This is a genomic window from Salipiger pentaromativorans (genome assembly GCF_024721115.1).
Classification (GTDB): Bacteria; Pseudomonadota; Alphaproteobacteria; order Rhodobacterales; family Rhodobacteraceae; genus Salipiger; species Salipiger pentaromativorans.
On the sequence record NZ_JAMDHK010000028.1, the window covers coordinates 14,744 to 31,652 of the forward strand.

A 16,909-nucleotide genomic window follows, 5' to 3' on the forward strand; every position below is an offset into this window, starting at 1 on the left:
ATTATTCCTCATGCGAAGTTACATTGGCAGGGATGTTCACTGAATGACGCGATCGCGCCCGAAATGTCAGGAACAGCCCACTGAGCAGCAGGAAGCCGCTTGCGTTTAGTGCGACCGTCATGTTGTCACCCGGCGCAGCGGGGATGAGTAGCGCCGCCCCCGCACATCCGAGAAGCAGGCGGATGCCGATGCTCAGCCGCCCCGCCATCCAGCCTACAAAGGCGGCAGACACTGCATAGACGCCCAGACTGGCCGTTACGACCGCAATGACGACCTCGACCGGATCACCATTGAGCAGCAGTGCCGGTGAGAAAACGAAAATGAAGGGTACAATGTAAGCTGTCCATCCCAGCCGTACCGCTTCCAGTGAGGTTTTCATTGGCGGCGCCTTGGCGATGACGGCGGCAAAGAACGCGCCAATACCGATTGGCGGTGTTACCATCGACATCATACCGAGATAGAATATGAAGAGATGCGCGGCGATCGGATCAATACCCGTTCCCACCAATGCCGGCGCGATCAGCACAGCAAGCAGCAGATAAACGCCGATCGTCGGCATACCCATTCCGAGAATTAGACTGGCGACGGCAGCTATAAGCAACAGCGCAAACAAACTTTCGCCGCCCAGGGTGACCAGAGATGCCGTCATCGCAAATCCAAACCCACTGACGTTGAGCATGCCGATTATCAGACCCGCTGCGGCGGAAATCATCAGAATGTCAGTCAATGAGCGTCCGGTTTCACTTAGCGCACTGGCAAATTGACGCAACCTGATCCGATGCCCTCCATAGCCGGGATAGATACCGACCAGCAATGCCAGTCCCGAACCGATCAATGCCGCAAGTTCCGCTCGCTGATTGAACTGGAATATCGCAAGTATGATGGCGGCAAATGGAAGGGTAAAGGGCCAGCCCTTGCGCATAACCTCGCCCAGGGATTTCAATTGGCTGCGGTCAAGAGGTTTGATTCCGTCGCGCGCCGCAGAAATGTCCACCTGAATGAACAATGCGAGATAATAGAGAAAGGCGGGAACAATGGCGGCAATGACGATCTCGGAATAAGGCCGCTGAAGGATGTCAGCCATAAGGAATGCAACCGCGCCCATCACGGGGGGGACTATCTGCCCGCCCGTCGAAGCGACGGCCTCAATCGCTGCGGCACGGGCGCGCGAAAACCCGGAATTGATCATCAATTTGATCGTTACGACCCCGGTGGCGACGATGTTTGAAACCACCACGCCCGAAATTGTTCCAAACAACATGGAACCGATGATAGACACTTTTGCCGCACCGCCCCGACGGCTGCCCATGGAAGAACTGGCGAGATCGTTGAAAAACTCTCCCCCACCCGAACGCATCAGCAGCGCGCCAAAGAACACAAAAGCGATCACGATTGTCGCCGCGACATTCAACGTAAGGCCAAGGAGGCCGTTTGCGTCAAAGATGAGATAGAGAAACAGCCGATCCGCATCGACTTGACGGGTTTGCAGGGTGCCTTGCAGATTATGCCCAAACAGCCCGATCGCGAGCATCAGCATCACGAGGATTACAAGCGTCCAGCCCGTAGTGCGACGTAACGCTTCCAGGACCAGCGGCAACAGAAGCGCGGCCACCACCATCGCTTCAACCGGTTTCGCGAGCCAAGCGCTTCCGAGTTCGGGATAGCGCAGCGCGAGGTAAAGCGCCGCGCCGAAACTCAGCGCCGCAAAGATCCAGTCAGCGGCTATGAGCAGTATGCGCGGTATCGTCCGATTGCCATCGCGGCTCTTGCCAAGAAATACCACGGGCAGTCCAAGGGCAAGGACCACAGCAAGGAACTGTTCGGTATAGAACAGGTATCCCAACATTGACGGTACATTCGCAACTTGCACTAACGCCGCCAATGTCAGAAGCGCGGCGAGAACGGGCACGACAAGGCGCCGAACCCGTTCTGCGGGAGTCATGATAGTCTGGTCCATGGAAGACGTCTTGTCCGTGTCCTATAAAAGCGAGCCTAAACGGCCGGACCTATTTCTGAGCCACCTGCTCGACGCCGCGGCTTTCGAAGAAGGCAACCGCAGCGGGATGGTATTCGAGTCCGGAATACTCACGGTAGGCGGTTTCAAGCGATATGGACGCGAGCGGGGGATAGCTTGCGACGATATCTTCCTTGCGATCAAAGACTGTGGTCAGCATCGCCGTCACGCTTTCATCGGAGACATGTTCCCCTGCGACGAGCACATTGTCCCAGGCAATCATCTGGATCGGCTCGGTGATACCAACCCGCACCGGACTGGGTGAAACTTCGGTGAAGTAGTAGAAGGGCCGGTATTTGCGCACCACAGCAAGGGTTTCTTCGTTGGCATCAATACCCAGGTATCGGATGCCCCCCAATGCGGCGTTGGCTTCGGCAACCTTTGGTGCGCCGACCGCGAAGAACGCGGTATCTACCCTTCCGGCAATGAACTCATCCGCTCCCCTGATCAATTCGGGAACCAGAACAGGCGTGACATCGTCGAGCGATAGCCCGGCGGTCGCGATGATCGCTTGCGTCAACGGAATGTTGAGGGGGAAGGCATTCCAGCCAACCGGAAAGCGCTTGCCCCGCAGATCCTCAAGCGATTTGATGTCGGAGTCGTCGCGCACAAAAAGCCCAACGGGGAAGGTATTGATCCGCGCGACGATCCGAAGTTTTGGCATTTCCCTAGTATACTCGCCAGTTCCGGTGAGCGCTGTATAGACATCGTTGATGTCATTGAGCGTGAATTCGGCAATACCGCTGTCGAGCGCCTCCATGGTGATGGCATTCCCGCCGAAAGGCTGCACGATGATGTTTAGGCCCTCGCCGCGCGCGGCGTTCGAGATGGCCCCTGCCATGGTATTCCACACAGAACCTTGCGGTGGCGTCGCGAACGAGACAGTTTGTGCTGCCACCGGCGACGATAGCGCGATGAGCGCTGCAAATAGGGTATGTCGTATGCGTGTCATTTGGTTTCTCCCTGCGAACACTGGTCAAAGTCCGGCGCGACGAGGGCCACGCTCTTTGTTGTTTTACGCTAAGCCTTCGTCTTTCAATGCCTGGATCACTGCGGGACGAGAACTGATACGACCGGCATATTCTCCCAGCGCCGGAGCAAAACCCAGGTCAATTTTCTGGAATTGCGCCCAGCCCAGAAGCGTGAAGAGGTAAGCGTCCGCGATCGTATAATCGTCGCCGACGAGATACCCCGATTGACCGATCATGTTTTCCGCAAGATAGCTCAGACGCTTTTTCAACAGATCTTCAAACAGCTGCCGGGCGTCGGCCTGAAGAGAAGGATTGAACAACGGCGTGAAATTTTTGTGAACTTCCGTCGACAGGAAATTGAGAACTTCCAGAAGTCGCCAGTGCAACATCCCTTCATCCGGCGCAAGGTTCTTTTCGGGAACCTGCGCTGCCAGATATTGCATGATGACGGCCGCTTCGGTCAGCTTGGTGTCGTCATCGAGAATAAGGGTCGGCACCAGCGACGTCGGGCTGATGTTGGCATAGTCCTCCCCATCAACGAACTTGCCTTTCTCGGACATGTCAACTTTGTGGAACGAGAGCGGAATGCCTGTCTCGAGTGCGACAATATGCGCCGCCATCGAGCAAGCACCAGGGATATAGTAGAGTTTCATACGCGGCTCCTTTAGGGTCTAATTGCGGTTGGAATGCACTTCGTGCGCAATCCTAAAACCGCCAGATTATTCCAGTACCAACGATGAGCGGGTCGAGCGTGACCTCCGCATCGAATGGTGCGCCACCGATAGATCCGGAGACATCGGCTTCGGCCCAGAGTTTCTTCACATCAAAGTAAAGACCGACGTCTTCAGTGACCATCGATTCAAAGCCGATCTGCACCATCGGACCAACCTTGGTTTTGATTTTCAGGTCCGATGCCGCCCCATCGCTTTCTCCAAGGTTGACTACATAGTTCAAGCCGGCCCCGATATATGGCTGAAAGCGCGGATTGTTTGACTTGAAACGGTACTGACCGGCCAGGATCCCAGGACCATAGCGTAATTTTCCAAGAGCGACCGGAGGCAGGCTACCGGCCCCGATCAACTCCGCTTCCGGCGGGGTTCCTATCGTCAAGGTAGCAGACCACTGTTCACTAAAACGATAGCCTATATCCAGCGAAATGGCGAAGTTTTCATCGACCTCGACGTCCGCCCCGGGCACAGGCGCTCCGCCCATGGAAAGGTCGACACTTGGCGAGAAAAACACACCTACGGGACCTGTCCGAAGATACCATCCTTCAATGGACTGTTCCCCTGCGACAGCCCATCCTCCCTGAGTTACGAAAACTATGGCCGCTAGGGCCGACTTTGTATATACGTTATTCGCCATGGTTTATCCTCCCGATCAGCACCAATAAGATCTCTGTCTAGAAAACCTTTCAGACAGATTGACAGATCTCCCAGCTACGGCAACCTGAACACTTCAGATGAGTTTCCTCAAGTTCTCTGTTGTCACCAACTCGTCGCCCTTGACTGCATAGCCTTTTTGGATCAATTTGCGCGCAAAGGACATGTCGCGCGGCTGTCCAAATGTGATGACTCCCTCGATCCGGCCGTTCATGACATAAAAATTCGTGAACCTACCGTCCTCACCAGGACGCGTGTGAACGGTCGCTCCGGGGTCGGTAATACGGCCGATCATCTGAATGTTGATGTCGTATTGATCCGACCAGAACCATGTATTCGGTTCATAGGAAATGTCCTGACCCAGCATGTTTTTGGCTGCTGCAACGCCTTGATCCTGTGCATTCGCCCAAGATTCAAAACGGACAAGATTCGCACCTGCCTTGACGACAGCGACATCGCCGCTCGCGTAGATGTGCGGATCGGATGTGCGGGTGAACCGATCCACGACGATACCGCCGGTGTCCACCACCTCAAGCCCGGCCGCGCGTGCAAGATCATCATTTGCCACTGCACCGATGCCCACGATCACTGCCGAGATATCGAGAACTTCTCCGTTGTTCAGCGTGACGCGTTCGACTTTGTCGGTCCCTTCGATCGTCGAGACCTGCGTCGCCAGTAGTACACGCGTCCCGTGCCCCTCGTGCAACTTGATCAAGGCTTCACCGACCTCGTTCGGCAAGCTTCGACCGCAGGCCCGATCCGCCATTTCGACGACGACGACATCCATGCCAAGTCGGCGGGCGGTAGCCGCCACTTCCAGGCCGATCCAACCGGCACCGAGTGCCAGAAGCGTGCCGCCAGGCACAAGCGCGGAACGGATCGCCCTGGCATCCTCAATCGTTCGCAGATAAAAAACGTTCGATTTGGAGTCCAGGTCATTGCCCAAATGACGCGGATGACTTCCCGTTGCAATCAGAAGCCGATCATAAGGCACTTGAGCGCCATCCGAGAGAATGACGTGCTGCGCTTCCCTATCAATACTTTTGGCACTGACATTTCTTCGGAAGTCGATATCATGCTGCTCGACAAAACTTTGCGTAAGCAGGCAGACACTTTCTTCTGTTGCTGTCCCCGTCAAAAACGCCTTGGACAGCGGCGGCCGCTCGTAAGGTAGTTGATTTTCTTCACCTATTAGCGTCAGATCACCTGTATATCCTCCATTTCGCAGCGTCTTCGCTGCGGATGCGGCTGACTGTCCTGCGCCGAGAATGACGATGTGATTGATGGCGGAGTCCGTACTCATGTCTTTTCCGTTTTTCCGTCTAGAGCCGAGAGGTAGCAGTACCTCTCGGCAATTTTGAACCTAGGCGCAGCTGGGCCGCCGCTTTCCTGATACCAAGGATCAGGAGCCGGTTTTGAAGCTTTCGGGGAACGGGGCGCCCCATGCACTGAAAATACCGGGATCGTCGGCCCGCCAGAGCTTCGGGCCAGCTTTGCGATCAACGCAGCGCGGCATCTCTCCGGAAAGTTCGTAGCGATTTCCATCCGGCGTGATGAAATAGGAGTAAAGGTTGTTGCCGACACCATGACGCCCAGGCCCGGCTTCGGTCTCAACGTCCGAGTTCGCCATCTGGTCAAGCATCATCTTCATGTGCTCGATATTCGGGAACGTCCAGGCCAGGTGATCCAGCGTTTCATGCGGCGCACCGGCAAACATAGCCACGTCGTGATGATAGTCGCCCACATGGAGCCAAGCGGCCATACGACCTTGTCCACCGGGGAATTCGACGACATCCGAAGCGCGGAAGCCGATGACGTCGCACAGGAAGTTCATCGTCGTCGTGACGTCCGATCCGACGCGCAGGGTAATGTGGTCCAGATCTTGCGGTGCCAGTCCGCCGCGCAGGTTCTTCTGACGCGCGCCCGGAGAGTAGTAATGTTGACGATGGGACTCGTCGATCAAGACGATCTGCATCTTCTGCCCCTGGGGCGGAAGATCGAACTCGATGGCGCGAGCGACACCGGGTTCGCAATCGCTCATGTCGCGGACTGCGACACCCGCGGTCTCGACCGCCTTGCGGATCCGGGTCAGATCTTCCTCATCGTCCGCCGCGATTGCCAGGCTCTCACAGCCCGTGCCGCCCGCGGTCAGCGCAACATCGAACATCCCGTCGATGCCGCAAGTAAGATAGACCGTGCCATCGGCGCGCGTGACCTCTTCGAGGCACAGCACCGACTTGTGGTACTCAACCGATTTTTCAAGATCCGGGACCCGCAGAGTCGCGTGCGAAAGTTTCTGTAAAGCCAAATCGATATCTCCTTTGTTTGTCTTATACGCCCGATTTCAGAGCTTCGGCTAAAAAATCGAGGCGATCATTCCCCCACCACATCTTGTCACCAAGAACCATGGTTGGCGCACCGAATACGCCAGCCTCGCTGGCCTGCTGCGTCAAGCTCTCCAACTTTGTCGCAGCGTCGCCGGAGCGGGCGAAGTTCAGTAGCGGAGCGGGGTCTGCTCCGATTTCAGCGCTGGCGCGTTCAATGATCCCCGGATCCTCCGGATCGCCCCCACGCCCCCAGATTTCATCCCAGACGAGTTTCACAAAGCGCTGAGACTGCTCTGCCGAAACCGTCTCGATCACGCGCGCTGCTGCGGCATTCGCCTGCGCGGTCTTGAGCGAGGCCGGAAATGCCAAAGGCACACCATAGCGAAGCGCCCAGCGGTCGAGATCTTCGCGCAGATAGGCGATCTTGATCGGTATGCTGACATTCGCCGGGCCGGTGTTGCCGGCGAGGACTTTCAGACGAGGCAGATCGACCGGGTGCAGGACGACGGAAATCCCATGATCCTGCACGATCTCAGGCAACTTCTGAAAGGCCAGATAAGCGAATGGACTCATGAAATCGAAGTAGAAGTCCAGCTTTCGCATCAATTGCCCCCCCGCAGGCTTTCAGCGAGTTCGGCCCACTTCTGACCCGCAATGCGCCCACCCTCAAGGATCGGCTCCGGCGTGACATGATAGGGGGGACGGCAAGGACCCGCCTTCATCCAACCCGCAGCGTCCATCCGGATCTTCTCAATCGAGATATTGTAACGCGAGAATTCCTTGAACGACCCGTTCGGGAACAGCGTCTTGTAGGTCATGCCGATTCGGTCGGTCAGTGCTTTCGCCTCGGCCCAGTCTCCGGACTTGCGCGCCTTCTCCATAAGATCGCGCAGCAGGATCGCAGGCTCAGGGCCGCACACTGCGCCACTTGTCCAGAAGGCGGTGCAGTGATCGGGGTCGATACGCGCTGCGGCATAGTAATCCACATCGAGGGGCATCAGGCGAATGCGACGCTTCGACAGGTTAAGATCTGGGTACAGCCCGCCGATATTGAGATATTTCGCCGAGACGATCTGCGGCAGATCGGAAACCTGGGCCCAGAAGGCACGACCGAACTCGTACTTGAACGCCTCGGGATTGGCGTAGGCACAGATTGCCACATCGGGACATGCTTCGGTTACATCGCGGTAAAACTGAACCGCGGTTGCGGTGTCGGCTTCCACCCACATCGGAATGCCCAGCATCACGCCATCAACGCCGATGTCACGCACGATACGCATCTGGCGAATGGTCTCACGGGTGTTCAGGCTGGTAGTGCCGGCGAAAAAGGGAACCCGCCCGGCCACTGCATCCACTACCGTGCGCACATACGCTTCTTTTTCTTCCCAGGTCAGCGTGGCGCCTTCGCCAAATGTACCCAAGGCAAGAATGCCGTCCACCCCGGATTCCACCAGAGCATTTGCGACACGCGCCGTTTCGTCCAGATCCACGGAAAACTCGGTGCGCCAGTCGCTTGCGTCGTCCTTGGCCGGGGTCGGCATAATTGCCCAACAGCCAGTTACATCGTCTACAGTAAGCAGAGTTCTCTTCGCGGACATTTCGCCACCTCGTTTGATTGTGCGCGACATCTTCACGCAGCTCAGTAAATTTTCGGAGAGCATAAAGAATGTAAAGCGCGCATACGATGCGTCGCGAAACTAGGCGAACATCCCTCCCCCTGGATGACCTACGCATGCTTACTAACTGCAAATGGTACCTGTCAAGCCGCTTCTGGATATTGAGATCGGCAGGCCCTCGCGCCGCAAAGAGGTCGCGCTTGGCGCCGCGCCGACCCCCCGCAACCAGGCGTTGAACATCTGGATGGGCTGACCAGAGAACATCCGCCTTGCGCGAGACAGGATCGCGCGGGGCTGCTGATCTTGCGCATACTATAGGGCTTTGTTGTGCAGAGCCGAGGGGGGTTTTATCTCGTGAATCCGGCATGGCAGCTGGTCTGCATGAGCAGGCCCATCCCGCCGACCTGCAAGACCAGAAACTGGCCAGCCTACAACAACGCGCTGAAGCACCGTGGCTCCCTTACGATCTGGTTCGATCCGGACATGGTGTGGGTGCCGCCGCCAACCGGCAAGCGAAGCCGACCGCCTCAATATAGCGATGCCGCAATCCAGACGTGCCTGACGTTGAAAGCCCTGTACGGCATGGCCCTCCGGCAGACGACCGGGTTCGTCGAGAGCCTGCTGCGGCCGATCGGCCTCGACCGGGGCCGTGCCGGACTTCAGCACGCTGAGCCAGCGCCAAAGGACTTTGGCAGTGACCACCCCCTGTCGCGGCTCAAAAGGCCCGTTGAACCTGCTGGTCGACAGCACCGGCATCAAGGCCGCGGGCGAAGGAGAATGGCGAATGGCACGCGACTTTGATCGCCAAGTCGCCGAACTCCGGGTCCACGTCGCCGTGCTGAACGGCGACACCGCGCTCGGCATCCCTGTCACCGAGCCCGTTGGATAAGTGCGTCTAGGGAAAGGGGAACACCGACCTTCACCTTCTGTGCGCAACAAGGTCCCTGACCTGCCCCTTTTTTCAGGGCCACTCGTAAGTCGAGCTTGTTCCCCTTTTGTGTGCCATCATTCGGCGGCATGAGCAATGGGCGCAGGCGCGGAGCCATCAGGTAGTTCAAGCGGCTGCGCCCATTGCGTCTTGTCGAAGGGGCGCGCGGCTGCGAACTCCTCCGGGGTCTGATACTTCAGGCTGCTGTGTGGACGCTCCGTGTTGTAATCGAACCTCCAGTCCTCGATGATCTCGCGAGCCTCGCCGATGCTGGTGAACCAGTGCTGGTTCAGGCATTCCTCGCGGTATCGGCCATTGAAACTTTCGATGTAGGCGTTCTGCGTCGGCTTGCCCGGATCGATGAAATACAGCTGGACGCCGTGATCATCGGCCCATCCATCCAGCGCTCGCCCGCGCAGTTCCGGGCCGTTATCAACGACCAGGATATCGGGGTATCCTCTCTCACGGGCCACGCGTTCCAGCATCTCGACCACCCGTTCTCCCGGCAACGAGAAATCCGCCTCGATCGCCGGGCACTCTCGGGTGCAGTCGTCCTTGAGGTTGGCAGTGCGGAACTTGCGGCCATTCATTGCCCGGCAGTGCATTGCCGAAGGCAATGTCACGAGAGGGGGCCAGAGCATCGCTGGTGAAATCGAGCGACCAACGCTGGTTGGGCGCAATCGGGCACCAGGCGCCCTCACGACCTTCCTTGGGGATCTTCTTGCGCTTGGTGCGGCGCAGCCACAGCCGTTCTTCGCGGTAGAGGCGCTCGACGACCTTGACGTTCACCCTGAAGCCCTCGCGGACGAGTTTGGCATGCAACATGCGATAGCCATACCTCCGGTGCTTGCCTGACAAGGTAATCAGGCGTTCCCTCAACCGCGCATGGCGGTCCGGTCGGGCCTGATAGACCAGGCTCGACCGCGAAATCCCGACCAGCCTGCACGCCCGCCGTTCCGTGAACTGATGCTCGTCCATCAGCTTCCTCACTGCGGCCCGGCGGTGCGTCCGCCATGGGCCTCGAACCGATGGCGGCCTTCATGGCGAACCGTCAGGAGTTTTTTGCCAGCAGCCCCTTGAGACCGGCGTTGTCGAGCATGGCATCGGCCAGAAGCCGCTTCAGCTCGGCATTCTCAGCTTCCAGACCCTTCAGGCGGCGCAGCTCGGAAACCGTCATGCCGCCATACTTGGCCTTCCACTTATAGAGCGTCGCATCCGACATACCGTGCTTACGGCACAGCTCCGAAACCTTCGCCCCGGCCGCATACTCCTGCAGGATCCCGACAATCTGTTCTTCGGTGAAACGTGATTTGCGCATCGTCTGTTCTCCTCGTCATTTTGAACGTTACGAGAACAAACTCTCATTTTGAATGGCCCGGTTTTTTGGGGGCAGGTCACCCTTTGCCCCGGTGCCGGAACCACCGGGTCTGGGAGCTCTCAAGCGCGAGGTCGAACGCGTCTGGCCGATGACCGGCCTGCTCGATGTCCTGAAGGAAACGGCCTTGGACACGGGGTTTCTGGATTGCTTCGAGACCTCCGCCAGCCGCGAAGCCCTGCCGTGCGGAGACCGGGACCGGCGGCTACTTCTGACGCTCTATGCGGCGGGGACCAATGCCGGGATCAAACGCGTCGCCGCCGGTGTCGGCGACGTCAGCTATGACGAGTTGCTCCATATTCACCGTCGCTATGTTGACCCGAACGCGCTGCGGGCCGCAGCGGCACGCGTGGCCGATGCGACACTGGCAGTCCGCAATCCCGTGATCTGGGGTGAAGCGGGCACAGCTTGCGGATCGGATTCCACCAAGTTCGGGGCCTGGGACCGCAACCTTATGACGGAATGGCACGCGCGCTATGGCGGTCGTGGGGTGATGGTCTACTGGCATGTTGAGCGCCAGGCGACCTGTATCTCTTCGCAGCTGAAACGCTGCTCGTCATCTGAAGTGGCTGCCATGATCGAAGGCGTGCTCCGGCACTGCACTGACATGGAAATTCAGCGCCAGTACGTCGATAGCCATGGTCAGACCGCTGTTGGCTTCGCCTTCTGCCATCTGCTTGGGTTCGAATTGGCGCCACGTCTGAAAGCGATCGCCCGTCAAGAGCTGGTTCTTCCCGCCGCGGGCATGCGGGCGCGCCTGCCGCATCTGGCGCCGATCTTGTCGAATGTGGTCGATTGGGCCGAGATCGAGCAGCAATACGACGAGATGGTCAAATACGCCGCCGCCATGCAACATGGCACCGCCGACCCCGAAGCGATCCTGCGCCGATTTGCCCGGACCGACGTGATGCACCCGACCTATAGGGCGCTGGCTGAGCTGGGTCGTGCCATCAAGACGATCTTCCTGTGCCGCTATCTGCGGTCGGAGGCCCTTCGTCGGGAAATCCACGAAGGCCTGAACGTTGTCGAGAACTGGAACAGCGCGAACGGCTTCGTGTTCTTCGGCAAGGGTGGCGAGATAGCTTCAAACCGGATCGCCGATCAGGAAATCTCCGCGCTGGCGCTGCAACTGGTCCAGGCGTCGATGGTCTATGTGAATACACGCATGGTTCAATCGGTCCTGTCGGACCCGGATTGGCAGAGCCGCCTCTCGCCCGACGATTATCGCGGCCTGACCCCGCTGATCTACGCCCACATCACACCCTATGGCCGCTACGATATAGATTTGGCGACCCGGATCGACTACGAGCGTATCGCGGCTTGATCGTTATTATGGATATACCCAAAGCGGCGCGGCATATGAACACCAACCGCCGTGGAATACCTGTTCATTTTGGGCCTGTTTTGATATATTGAACGCCTATCGTCACAGGCACACCCAAAATGAACAAATCGAGCCCCAAAATCGGCTATGCCCGAACATCGACTGTCGATCAGAACCTCGATGCCCAGATCGCCGCGCTCACAGCCGCAGGGTGCGGCATGGTGCGTCGGGAGCAGAAAAGTGGCGCCAGTCTCGAGGACCGCACCGAACTGAAGACCATCCTCGACTTCATCCACCCCGGCGAGACACTGGTGGTCACCCGCATCGACCGCCTTGCGCGGTCCCTGCACGATCTGCAGATCATCGTGGAGCGTTTGCGCGAGAAGAGCGCCCATCTCGCCGCCACCGAACAGCCGGTGGATACGTCCACGGCCGTCGGCAAGGCGTTCTTCGACATGCTCGGCGTCTTTGCCGAGTTCGAGACCAACCTGCGCCGCGAACGCCAGGCCGAAGGCATCAAGGCCGCCAAGGGTCGCGGTGTCTATCGTGGCCGGCCGGCAAAGATTGATATGTCATCCATTCAGGCCAGACTGGCCGCGGGCCAGTCCCCCACAGAAATTGCCCGCGAGATGGGGATCTCGCGCGGAACCGTCTATAAAGCAAAGGCCCAAATGCCTGCTGATCGCGAGGCTAGTGAGGGACAAGGCGCATGAAAAAGAACACCCGTAAGCAAAAGCGCACAACGCACAAGCCACCGATGCAGGCGCAGGCCACTATTCCGCCGCCACGCAACCTGACACCGGAGCTTTGCGAGAGTTTGCGCCGGGACATGACGAAAGCCTGCCTAGAGGTTGCGCAAACCCATGGGCTGACGGTCGAAAGCGGAGACCTGAGCGACATCGATCTGCGGCACAGTTTCAACATTGGCTTCCGTGTCGGCATCCCGCAAGCAGACGGTACGCTCTATTCCCCCGACAAAGCCATGTTCGAGGTGCTTGCACCCCATTTTGGACTTGAACCTTCCGACTACGGGCGGACATTCAAGACCGGAGGAGATCTCCATCGGATCGTCGGGATAAACCCCAACAGACCAAAATATCCGATCAGTACCGAACGCGTCTCGGATGGCCGCGGGTTCAAGATGCCAGCCGACAACGTCGTCATGTATCTGCAGCAGTCAGAAGCATGAAACGGCGCCTTCGCCGCAACAACGTACCATCAAATAATGGCTGCAATGATCGCGCTTTGTTCCGTCATTTGATCAAATATGCACCCTTGGGCCTGTTGGGCCTTGAGGGGCCGGATCGATCGACCCGTAACTTCTGCCACGGCCTCGTCGCCAAAGGCCCAGAGGATCTGATCCAGCGCCGAGGGGATCGGGGCCAGCGTCATCAACTCCATCATGGCCGCATCACGCAGGGCGAGCGCCTCGCGCGAGACGACCAGCGCGCCGGTCTCATCCCGCAAGGGTTCGGCCACCATGTTCCCGTCGATCTCGACCAGCTTTTGCGCATGAATCGGGAAGGCCTGTTCGAGATAGCCCAGAACATAGTCGCGCGGCGTTAGCGCGCCTTCAACCAGCTCATCTTCCCGATCCATCATCTCAAGCCGGCGCTTCAGCAGGCTCTCACCCGTCGAGACCACCTGGATGACGCAGGCGTTGCCCGCCGCGAGGTCATCCTCGATGGCGCGGATGACGGTCGGGGCTTTCATGCCCTTCAGGAGATGGTTGAAGAAGCGCTGCTTGGTGCTTTCAAACCGGGACTTGGCCGAGGCGCGTGCGGCCGAGGCATTGGTCTCCCCCGAGGCATCGTTGACACCGGTTGCCGTCAGTGCCGCCTCGAGATTGTGGTGGATCGTCCGAAACGCGCCCGCATAGGCGTCGTAGATCTCGATCTGAGCCGGGGTGATCGCGTGTTCGAGCACGTCATACTTCACCCCATCGAAGCTGAGGGCGCGCGCCGTGTAAAGCCCGAGCGTCTTCAGATCGCGGGCAACCACCTCCATGGCGGCAACACCACCGGCTTCCATCGCCGACACGAAGCTCTCGCGGCTCGGGAAGGGATATTCGGGGCCTTGTCCCCAGAGCCCCAGCCGAGCGGCATAGGCGAGGTTGTGGACGCTCGTGGCGCCCGTGGCCGAGATGTAGAAGACGCGAGCACGGGGTGCTGCCAGTTGTAGGCGGAGGCCCGCGAGGCCCTGCTGCGAGGGTTTGACCCCCCTGCCCTGCTCGGACCCGGCCGCGTTCTGCATGGCATGGGCCTCGTCAAAGGTCAGCACGCCATCGAAGTCGTTGCCCATCCAGTCGAGGATCTGGCTCAGCCGCGTGGCGGCGTTGGTCTGAGCGTTGGACGCCGCAACTCTGGCAACTGGGCGCTTGCGCGTGACAGGTACTGAACCGACCGATCGCGCATGAGGGTTTATCGCCGCCCGTTGGGCGGGGCGCGGTTCAGGCCGGTTTGCAGCCACGGCGTCGACAAAAGGAAGGGCTTCCTCCAGATCCTGAACCGTGGCGCGGGTCATCTCGCCGTCCACCTGCACCTTGTCGAAGATCATGAGCTGGGTTTCCACAGAGGTACCGAGCTTGCGGTAGACCTGCCCCGGCAGCGTCAGCGCCAGTCGCGGCGTCAGCAATCCGCAGGCGCGCGACCAATGCGCGGCATCGCGCTCCGGGCTGAACCGTGGCGGCATGATAGCCACCAGCCGCCCGCCGGGCGCGAGACGCTTGGCAGCCGCGATGAGATGCTTGGCGGCGATGTGTTTGTCCCGCGACCGATCGACCGAGGAGGCGAAGGGCGGGTTCATCACCACGACATAGGGCAGAGCCGGCGTCTGCAGCAGATCGTCGATATGCTCACCATCGTGACCCGTCACCTCGCCCCCAAAGACCGCGCGCAGGAGGCGCTGGCGAAACCGAACTGGCCAAGGCCTGCAAGGTCGCCTCCACCTGGTATGCGGCGGCAAGGGTCACCAATCTCGACGGCACCCCTATCGAGGACGCGACCTATGTCACGGATCCCGACGGCTCGATCACCTTCGGTGCCGTCTTCCTCACCCGATACGATGACGGCTGCTGGGGCTACAAGGACATGGAGGAAAGCGCTGGCCCGAATGAGGCTCGCGCTCCTCTAGGTTTGATCGAACTCCTCTCCGACCTGAAAGATCCCGACAGCTACGCCCACGCCTGGCGTCAGCGTTGCCGGGACTGGGCGTCGATCCCGGACTACGAGGAAGGCGACAAGATCAGGCTCGCCGCGCCCGTGACGCTCACCGATGGCAGCACCTGCCAGATCGTCACCGCGACGCACTACAGGCGGGGTCGGCAAAAACGCCGCTGCTACCGCATCGAGGAAACCGGCGGGCTGGTGCGGCTCTCGAAAGCGACCCTCGCGGGCTCGGAGCTGATCGGCTCCGTTAAGGGCGAGGTCAGTCCTGTGCTGGCGGAGTATCTCGCGGGGCGGGAATAGGTGCTGCGCCGAACCGTTGATCGACCTGCCGGCGACAGCAGATCCTGCGGCTTATCTTGACAAGGCAATGCAAATGCATTACCTATCGCGGACAGCAAAGACCATTTTCTTTCAGGAGACTGCCATGACCGCGCTCGCACAAGATGTCTCGAAACTCACGGATCGGTATCAGACGACCGTGCCGGCGGGTGTGCGCAAGCAGCTCAAGCTGGGCAAGGGCGACCAGATTCGCTACTGTACCGAGCCGAGTGGCAGGGTCTATATCGAGCCCGTGCGGGCCGAAGAGGATGATCCCGCGCTCGGCGCCTTTCTCGATTTTGTCGAGGCCGATATCAAGGCGCATCCGGATCGCATTCGAGCGTTCGATGGGGCTTTGCATGGCCGTCTTGCAGCACTGGTCGGAGACGTTGACGTCGATCTCGATGCACCGCTATCGCTCGAGGATGAATGAGCGGCGATAGCGTGCACGCCCAAGCGTCCCTTGTCGTAAACGGATGGTCGATTTATGCGCATCCGCTCTTTCTGGAACAGCTCGAAGGGCTGATCGAGGAAGTTGAAGCGCGTAAGGCACGCGATCCAAAGACCTGGCGCAAGAAAAACCCGACGAAACGGCTGGCCGCCATCTTCAAGCTGGTCACCGAGGCCATACCGGCAGATCCGAGTGCCGCAGCCTTCCGGCAAGGCGGCACACTCGGCGATCACCGCAAGCACTGGTTCCGGGCGAAATTCTTCCAGCAGTATCGGTTGTTCTACCGGTTCAACAGCGATGCGAAGGTCATCGTGGTGGCCTGGGTGAACGACGACAAGACTCTGCGCGCCTATGGCAGCAAGACGGATGCCTATGCGACCTTCAAAGGGATGCTGGAAGATGGCAACCCACCTGACAATTTCGACGCGCTCTTGAAAGAGGCGGCGGAGGCGGACAAGCGGTTCGAGACGTCTCTTGAAGCGGCGCCCGATCGGTAAGTGGCCCGGTTAGCTGTGAACCTAACGGTCTTCCCGTTTACGGCACCACTGTGGGTGATGTAGCATCGGCCCATAGCATAGTCGGAGAAAGCGCAATGGACCCAACGGGTTAGGAACAGCCGCACTTCGGTCTCGAGGAACATTTCCGTGGCGGCTGATGTCAATTCGTATGACGCGTGGTTTCGCGCGCAGTTACAGGCCGCGCTTGAGGATGCGCGCGCTGGAACTTCACAGGTTCAAGTAATGCAGGCCGCGCAGGCTTTGATTGATACGAAGCGCCAGGGCCAATCCAAGCCCTGACCAAGCCTTGAAGGTCAGCGCGGTCTGACCTCATCACCCCGAAAAGCGAAAGTGGGCTTTTTCTCCTTTGGAACTCAGACCCTGATCCAAAGGAAAATCCCCATGACCAAGCCCAAACCGGCGAACCCGACTCTTTCAATCTCCGAAGCTAGATCGGTTCATGGTTTTATGGAAGCGTAGCCTGCACTTTTGAAGTAGTTTGAGCATTCTTCTGGCGTAAAGCGGTCGAGGATGGTTCC

The 16,909-nt window shown here is 59.0% G+C and carries 15 protein-coding genes and 3 pseudogenes; 8 read left to right on the forward strand and 10 right to left on the reverse strand.

Annotation, left to right across the window (positions count from 1 at the left end; genetic code table 11):
• Nucleotide 1 precedes the first annotated feature (1 nt).
• The 8 genes from M4578_RS24835 to M4578_RS24870 all read right to left on the reverse strand — a co-directional run bounded on the left by M4578_RS24835 (nt 2) and on the right by M4578_RS24870 (nt 8,292).
• On the reverse strand, nt 2–1,957 hold the full coding sequence (locus M4578_RS24835) for a TRAP transporter permease (protein ID WP_081894022.1): 1,956 nt from the start codon (nt 1,955–1,957) through the stop codon (nt 2–4).
• A 49-nt stretch (nt 1,958–2,006) separates the two neighbouring features.
• Nucleotides 2,007–2,966 (reverse strand): TAXI family TRAP transporter solute-binding subunit, encoded by a 960-nt coding sequence (locus M4578_RS24840; RefSeq protein ID WP_258095828.1) that lies wholly within the window; start codon nt 2,964–2,966, stop codon nt 2,007–2,009.
• Nucleotides 2,967–3,029: 63 nt separating this feature from the next.
• Nucleotides 3,030–3,638, reverse strand: a complete 609-nt coding sequence (locus M4578_RS24845; protein ID WP_258095829.1) for a glutathione S-transferase N-terminal domain-containing protein — start codon at nt 3,636–3,638, stop codon at nt 3,030–3,032.
• A 52-nt stretch (nt 3,639–3,690) separates the two neighbouring features.
• A complete protein-coding gene (locus M4578_RS24850; RefSeq protein ID WP_258095830.1) occupies nt 3,691–4,350 on the reverse strand; it encodes an OmpW/AlkL family protein in 660 nt (219 codons plus the stop codon).
• Nucleotides 4,351–4,443: 93 nt separating this feature from the next.
• The gene (locus M4578_RS24855) at nt 4,444–5,670 is read right to left on the reverse strand and encodes an NAD(P)/FAD-dependent oxidoreductase (RefSeq protein ID WP_258095831.1); all 1,227 of its coding nucleotides are present in this window, start codon (nt 5,668–5,670) and stop codon (nt 4,444–4,446) included.
• Nucleotides 5,671–5,769: 99 nt separating this feature from the next.
• Nucleotides 5,770–6,675, reverse strand: a complete 906-nt coding sequence (locus M4578_RS24860) for a VOC family protein (RefSeq protein WP_036563041.1) — start codon at nt 6,673–6,675, stop codon at nt 5,770–5,772.
• 22 nt (nt 6,676–6,697) lie between these two features.
• Nucleotides 6,698–7,297, reverse strand: a complete 600-nt coding sequence (locus M4578_RS24865) for a 2-hydroxychromene-2-carboxylate isomerase (protein WP_036563045.1) — start codon at nt 7,295–7,297, stop codon at nt 6,698–6,700.
• Nucleotides 7,297–8,292, reverse strand: a complete 996-nt coding sequence (locus M4578_RS24870; RefSeq protein ID WP_036563120.1) for a dihydrodipicolinate synthase family protein — start codon at nt 8,290–8,292, stop codon at nt 7,297–7,299. Before M4578_RS24870 ends, M4578_RS24865 begins: the two co-directional genes overlap by 1 nt.
• A gap of 399 nt (nt 8,293–8,691) precedes the next feature.
• Here M4578_RS24870 and M4578_RS24875 point away from each other — a divergent pair.
• A pseudogene (locus tag M4578_RS24875) lies at nt 8,692–9,091 on the forward strand (transposase); the annotation flags it as partial.
• A gap of 224 nt (nt 9,092–9,315) precedes the next feature.
• Here the strand turns inward: M4578_RS24875 and M4578_RS24880 are convergent.
• Nucleotides 9,316–10,556, reverse strand: a pseudogene (locus M4578_RS24880) (IS3 family transposase).
• Between the two features lie 148 nt (nt 10,557–10,704).
• On the opposite strand from M4578_RS24880, the gene M4578_RS24885 reads away from it, so the two are divergent.
• The 3 genes from M4578_RS24885 (at nt 10,705) to M4578_RS24895 (ending at nt 13,126) form a co-directional block, all read left to right on the forward strand.
• Nucleotides 10,705–11,937 carry a Tn3 family transposase gene (locus tag M4578_RS24885; protein WP_258095832.1) on the forward strand — a complete coding sequence of 411 codons (1,233 nt, stop codon included), beginning with the start codon at nt 10,705–10,707 and terminating at the stop codon, nt 11,935–11,937.
• A gap of 119 nt (nt 11,938–12,056) precedes the next feature.
• Nucleotides 12,057–12,650 (forward strand): recombinase family protein, encoded by a 594-nt coding sequence (locus M4578_RS24890; protein WP_258095833.1) that lies wholly within the window; start codon nt 12,057–12,059, stop codon nt 12,648–12,650.
• Entirely contained in the window at nt 12,647–13,126 is a 480-nt protein-coding gene (locus tag M4578_RS24895; protein WP_258095834.1) for a hypothetical protein, read from the forward strand. Before M4578_RS24890 ends, M4578_RS24895 begins: the two co-directional genes overlap by 4 nt.
• Nucleotides 13,127–13,155: 29 nt before the next feature.
• Here the strand turns inward: M4578_RS24895 and M4578_RS24900 are convergent, their stop codons facing one another.
• A complete protein-coding gene (locus M4578_RS24900) occupies nt 13,156–14,811 on the reverse strand; it encodes a strawberry notch-like NTP hydrolase domain-containing protein (protein ID WP_338054572.1) in 1,656 nt (551 codons plus the stop codon).
• A gap of 35 nt (nt 14,812–14,846) precedes the next feature.
• On the opposite strand from M4578_RS24900, the pseudogene M4578_RS24905 reads away from it, so the two are divergent.
• The 4 genes and pseudogenes from M4578_RS24905 to M4578_RS24920 all read left to right on the forward strand — a co-directional run.
• A pseudogene (locus tag M4578_RS24905) lies at nt 14,847–15,404 on the forward strand (DUF6927 domain-containing protein); the annotation flags it as partial.
• A 124-nt stretch (nt 15,405–15,528) separates the two neighbouring features.
• The gene (locus M4578_RS24910) at nt 15,529–15,855 is read left to right on the forward strand and encodes a type II toxin-antitoxin system PrlF family antitoxin (RefSeq protein WP_258095836.1); all 327 of its coding nucleotides are present in this window, start codon (nt 15,529–15,531) and stop codon (nt 15,853–15,855) included.
• Entirely contained in the window at nt 15,852–16,370 is a 519-nt protein-coding gene (locus M4578_RS24915; RefSeq protein ID WP_258095837.1) for a type II toxin-antitoxin system YhaV family toxin, read from the forward strand. Before M4578_RS24910 ends, M4578_RS24915 begins: the two co-directional genes overlap by 4 nt.
• Before the next feature lie 147 nt (nt 16,371–16,517).
• Complete coding sequence (locus M4578_RS24920) at nt 16,518–16,670, forward strand: antitoxin PaaA2 family protein (RefSeq protein ID WP_258095838.1); 153 nt, start codon at nt 16,518–16,520, stop codon at nt 16,668–16,670.
• Nucleotides 16,671–16,909 lie beyond the last annotated feature (239 nt).

Coding starts and splice junctions, on each gene's coding strand:
- M4578_RS24835 (WP_081894022.1), bottom strand. CDS start 1,957: ATGGACCAGACTATCATGACTCCCGCAGAACGGGTTCGGCGCCTTGTC.
- M4578_RS24840 (WP_258095828.1), bottom strand. CDS start 2,966: ATGACACGCATACGACATACCCTATTTGCAGCGCTCATCGCGCTATCG.
- M4578_RS24845 (WP_258095829.1), bottom strand. CDS start 3,638: ATGAAACTCTACTATATCCCTGGTGCTTGCTCGATGGCGGCGCATATT.
- M4578_RS24850 (WP_258095830.1), bottom strand. CDS start 4,350: ATGGCGAATAACGTATATACAAAGTCGGCCCTAGCGGCCATAGTTTTC.
- M4578_RS24855 (WP_258095831.1), bottom strand. CDS start 5,670: ATGAGTACGGACTCCGCCATCAATCACATCGTCATTCTCGGCGCAGGA.
- M4578_RS24865 (WP_036563045.1), bottom strand. CDS start 7,297: ATGCGAAAGCTGGACTTCTACTTCGATTTCATGAGTCCATTCGCTTAT.
- M4578_RS24870 (WP_036563120.1), bottom strand. CDS start 8,292: ATGTCCGCGAAGAGAACTCTGCTTACTGTAGACGATGTAACTGGCTGT.
- M4578_RS24885 (WP_258095832.1), top strand. CDS start 10,705: ATGACCGGCCTGCTCGATGTCCTGAAGGAAACGGCCTTGGACACGGGG.
- M4578_RS24890 (WP_258095833.1), top strand. CDS start 12,057: ATGAACAAATCGAGCCCCAAAATCGGCTATGCCCGAACATCGACTGTC.
- M4578_RS24895 (WP_258095834.1), top strand. CDS start 12,647: ATGAAAAAGAACACCCGTAAGCAAAAGCGCACAACGCACAAGCCACCG.
- M4578_RS24910 (WP_258095836.1), top strand. CDS start 15,529: ATGACCGCGCTCGCACAAGATGTCTCGAAACTCACGGATCGGTATCAG.
- M4578_RS24915 (WP_258095837.1), top strand. CDS start 15,852: ATGAGCGGCGATAGCGTGCACGCCCAAGCGTCCCTTGTCGTAAACGGA.